Origin of the sequence: Winogradskyella sp. UBA3174, assembly GCF_002364335.1 — a bacterium.
Lineage (GTDB): Bacteria > Bacteroidota > Bacteroidia > Flavobacteriales > Flavobacteriaceae > Winogradskyella.
In genome coordinates this window covers 1-3,889 of record NZ_DEXW01000010.1, presented here as the reverse complement: position 1 = coordinate 3,889, position 3,889 = coordinate 1, and the positions used below count along the sequence as shown (strand labels likewise).

Here is a 3,889-nt window from a genome sequence, read left to right as displayed (position 1 = left end):
ACCATAACGTTGCCTTCGCGATCAACTTCCACTCCTGGTAATTTTTTTAAGGCATCTCGGAGTTTACGTTCTTCGCCAGTAACAAACTTGGTAACATCGTAGGTTATGGTGTCTTTTTTAACGGTAATTGGTGGTGTGTATTTTATAATGACCTCATCCAACTGGTCTGGGTTTTCTTTGAGGGTGAAGTTTTTAATAACATCTTGGTCTGCTGTAGTTATGGTGAGTGTTTGTGGTTTGTACCCCAAATAACTTACCGTAATCTCATAAGTTTGGTTTTTGACTAGACCTAGTTTGTAGCTGCCATCATTTTCTGAAATGGCAAATTTTACGTCTTGGTCATTTGCTTGCGGAATGGCAAGGATATTAGCGTAGGGTAATGGGTTTTGAATGGAGTCGGTTACTTTGCCTTGGACTAGGGTTTGTTGGGCAAAGCCATATAATGTAAAATTAATGGTAAATAATAATATTCGAATCCATTTTTTTTTTTGATCCATAGATATAAACTCTAATTCTTTCCATTTTAATCTTTAATTAAATCTTCAATATAAATTTCGAATTCTTTTTCTGTCATTCTTTTACCTTTATTCGGAAGTTCAATATTTAAATCATTTTCTGTAAAATCTATTTTCCGTAATCGAGTTATTACTCTATCAATTTGTAGTTCAACAATTAAACCTGGTAAACCTGAAAAACCATCTGGTCCAATAGAGACACAAATTTCGGTAGTGTACCATGCTGTAACGGGTTTAAAGATTTCACTTCTTTTGCGTTTAATTTTTATTGCCGAAATAGCCTTATAGCAAACAAGAGAATCAATTATAGATACTTCATCAGTTAACGTCCAATTAAAATCTTTAAAATCCTTCTCAATTAGATATTTACCTTGTTTCTTAATATTTTTTTCTTTAATTAAATCATAATAGAATACACCTCTGTATCCTGAAAAAGAAATAGCCATATCATCAATAGCTTTATTGTCATTGATGACTTCATATACTGCAACTGAATCATTAAATTTCAATAAAAACTCCATTTCATTAATAGTTTCATCAATAGTCTTATTTGGTTTTCGCGATTTTGCATTAGTTTCTAAACTTTTTAGATTATAATTAGAAATTTTATAATAATATGCTTTGCCATTGCTTTGAGAAAAACTATGTAAATAAAATCAATGTAATTGTTATTATTCTATTAAGAATCATAATTACTTTATTTTGGGTACTACAGATTGCTTATCCTTTATTATATTTTCTTCGATTGACTACCATTTCTTTTACCAATTCATTAAAATCATCCTCACTGATATTTTTTCCTTCTTTTGGTAGCTCTAATTTATTATTTTTATCTGAAATCTCAATTTTGGTTAAAACTGTAATAAAGTTCCCTTTTTCTAATTGTATAATCAAACCTGGTAATCCACCAAAACCATCAGGTCCTGCTGAGACATTTACATCTGTTGTATACCATGCGATTATAGGGACTTCCTTTATGCCACTACTGCCTTCAGTAATAACAGAAGTCATTGCCTTGTAACAATTCAAATTATTAATGACTAATTTTTCTTTTGTTAAAACCCATTCTAAACTTGAAATTTCTTTGTTAACTAAGTATAATTCATTAAACACATCTTTGGTAAAAATTATTTTCTTGTTTTTAAAGTCAAAATATGATGGCCCAGAGTATCCGGACAAAATTTTTGCCAGCTTATTAGACGTTTTACTATTATCAGATGTCATTTTTTCAGTTTCCTTATAAATAGCAATTTCCTGATTAAATGTTAAAATAAACTCTAAGTCTTGTGTCGATTTATCTAAAGATTTTAAAGGGTTTCCAGGTTCATTAGATAAGGAGTCTAATCTTTTCTCGAACTCAGCATTAATTTTTTTTGCATAATAGGCTTTCCCTTTAGCTTGGCAAAAACAAAAGCTAATAGAAAGTAATAACGTAATTAATAATATATATTTTTGCATAATTATTTGAATTAAAAAATGAGGGCATAAATTTTATGCCCAACATTTATTATTGATTGATACAGTCATCGTATAAAGCTTCAAAAACTAAATATTCATCGTAATGAGATAGTGAATTCCAAAACCCAACTATATTAGCCCACTTATCAGCGTAATCAAAACAAGCTGAATTATCATCAAATTGCATATTAGTATTAACATTAAGAGAACTGCTCATAAACAATACTACAGCCACAAAGCTAAAAACTTTATTCTTCATAATTTAAGATTTTAAACCCATCACATTTTTAAGATAGGTTGATTAATAAATAATTTTCCCTAAAATTTAGGGAGATAGAAGTCTTATAATTAGAAGTCAATTTTTTTCTCATAAAGGGAATGAGAAGTAGAAGTCAATTTTGTAGAAGTCTTTTTTGTGCTGTTAATTTTAATCTTAAGGGATAAAATAAAAAAGCTTGCACAAGCTAGGTGTTTAAACATTTTTGCTGTCCGCATTTTTCTGAGTGACTTCTAAATGACCCAAAATTATACTTTCAACAAAATAAATTTATAAAAAAAAAACAGAAGTAACCAAAAAAAATGTGAGATTTTTTAATTTATTTTTCAATTACGGTTTTCCCGTAATTATCTGATTAACAAACGATAAGCTTTAACAGTTTTGGGTTTGGAGTTTAACATTGTTTTTGTGTAATAAGATTTGATTAAGAATAATAAAAAATGATTTTTGTCTTAGTTAAGCAGGTTTCAGCTTCTCAATAAAAATCCTTCTTTCTTTCTTAAAAAAATATTTTCACCATCAAAAAGGATCTTTCCCCTTCACCTTTTAAGATAATAATTTTTGCCAAAAATACCTTTTGTAAGAAGAATATTATTTACAAAATTGTTAAGAACCATTGAAAACATTAAACCTGCACCATCAACAGGATTAGTGACGCCAGCTTCTAAGTAACCGCAACCCCTTAAAAATTGTTCTTGGTCTAAATAGGTATTTTCTATAATTTTAATGTTAGCAAATAAACGAGCATTCAATTCCTCAGCAGTAATGTTATAATTTGCTTTGTTAATTTCAGATAACAAAAAAGATGTCTTTTCATAATAAGGTGTATTCTTGGAATCTAAAATAGGTTCAAATACTATTTTCCTTTGTAATTTTATTGTCGAAAATGAATGCGATTTTATATCTGCCTCTTGAGAATGGATAAAGGGAAGCGTAGCAACCATAATTAAAACAAATGCTAGATTTTTCATAGTTAGTTTTTTTTCACACGAATTTGATTCACTTTAGAATAATCTATAATCCCATTGATAGATGGCATATCCATAGAAAGAATAATGGTTTTAAATCCTAGATCTTCAAGTTTATTTTTAATATATCTAATCCCTGATTTTTTGAAGTCTACAGAAAATAAAAATACAGCAACTATTTCCTCATTTTGGTTTAAAATTTCATTTGAATTTAAATTTTTGAGAGTTAGATCGACTTCATAATTTTGTTTGTCCAATAATTCAGAAACAAGATCATAACTAAGTTGCCCAAATAATTTTTTTGGTGGGCAATAGGACCCGATATTATTTGCGACTTCTTCTATGGTTATAATTTTATCTTTTCTAATAAAATAAGTGAATGAAGGGAAAAGGAAAATAGTTTTTTTAGTTGAATCTGCGGTATAATAGATGCTTGTGCTGTCTATTTTATATTTCTTACTTATGAATTCGAAATAATCAGTTTTTCCGACAAATTCATCATCGTTTTGTCCTTGGCTTTTAATAGCCAAGAGACAAATAAATATTTTTAGAAAGATTTTAATCTTCATTTGTATAAGATATCTAAAAAAATTGACCACTACAACTTATAGCTCAACTTAAACATTAATTAGTCTACCAAAACCACCGTCAAATTCTAGGTAGTCGTTAAA

Annotated in this window: 5 protein-coding genes and 1 pseudogene; all 6 read right to left on the bottom strand. The window is 28.6% G+C overall.

Annotated features, from left to right (window positions below; translation table 11 throughout):
• Positions 1 to 497: carboxypeptidase-like regulatory domain-containing protein (locus tag B2U95_RS01100; protein ID WP_296311566.1), on the bottom strand; the 497-nt coding region annotated here is incomplete at its 3' end.
• A 26-nt stretch (positions 498 to 523) separates the two neighbouring features.
• Positions 524 to 1,150, bottom strand: a pseudogene (locus B2U95_RS01095) (GLPGLI family protein); the annotation flags it as partial.
• Between the two features lie 85 nt (positions 1,151 to 1,235).
• On the bottom strand, positions 1,236 to 1,973 hold the full coding sequence (locus tag B2U95_RS01090) for a GLPGLI family protein (RefSeq protein WP_296311562.1): 738 nt from the start codon (positions 1,971 to 1,973) through the stop codon (positions 1,236 to 1,238).
• Between the two features lie 49 nt (positions 1,974 to 2,022).
• A complete protein-coding gene (locus tag B2U95_RS01085; protein ID WP_296311560.1) occupies positions 2,023 to 2,232 on the bottom strand; it encodes a hypothetical protein in 210 nt (69 codons plus the stop codon).
• A 557-nt stretch (positions 2,233 to 2,789) separates the two neighbouring features.
• Positions 2,790 to 3,221: a hypothetical protein gene (locus B2U95_RS01080; RefSeq protein WP_296311558.1), complete on the bottom strand. Its 432-nt coding sequence runs from the start codon at positions 3,219 to 3,221 to the stop codon at positions 2,790 to 2,792.
• Positions 3,222 to 3,223: 2 nt separating this feature from the next.
• Positions 3,224 to 3,787, bottom strand: a complete 564-nt coding sequence (locus B2U95_RS01075; RefSeq protein WP_296311554.1) for a hypothetical protein — start codon at positions 3,785 to 3,787, stop codon at positions 3,224 to 3,226.
• Positions 3,788 to 3,889 lie beyond the last annotated feature (102 nt).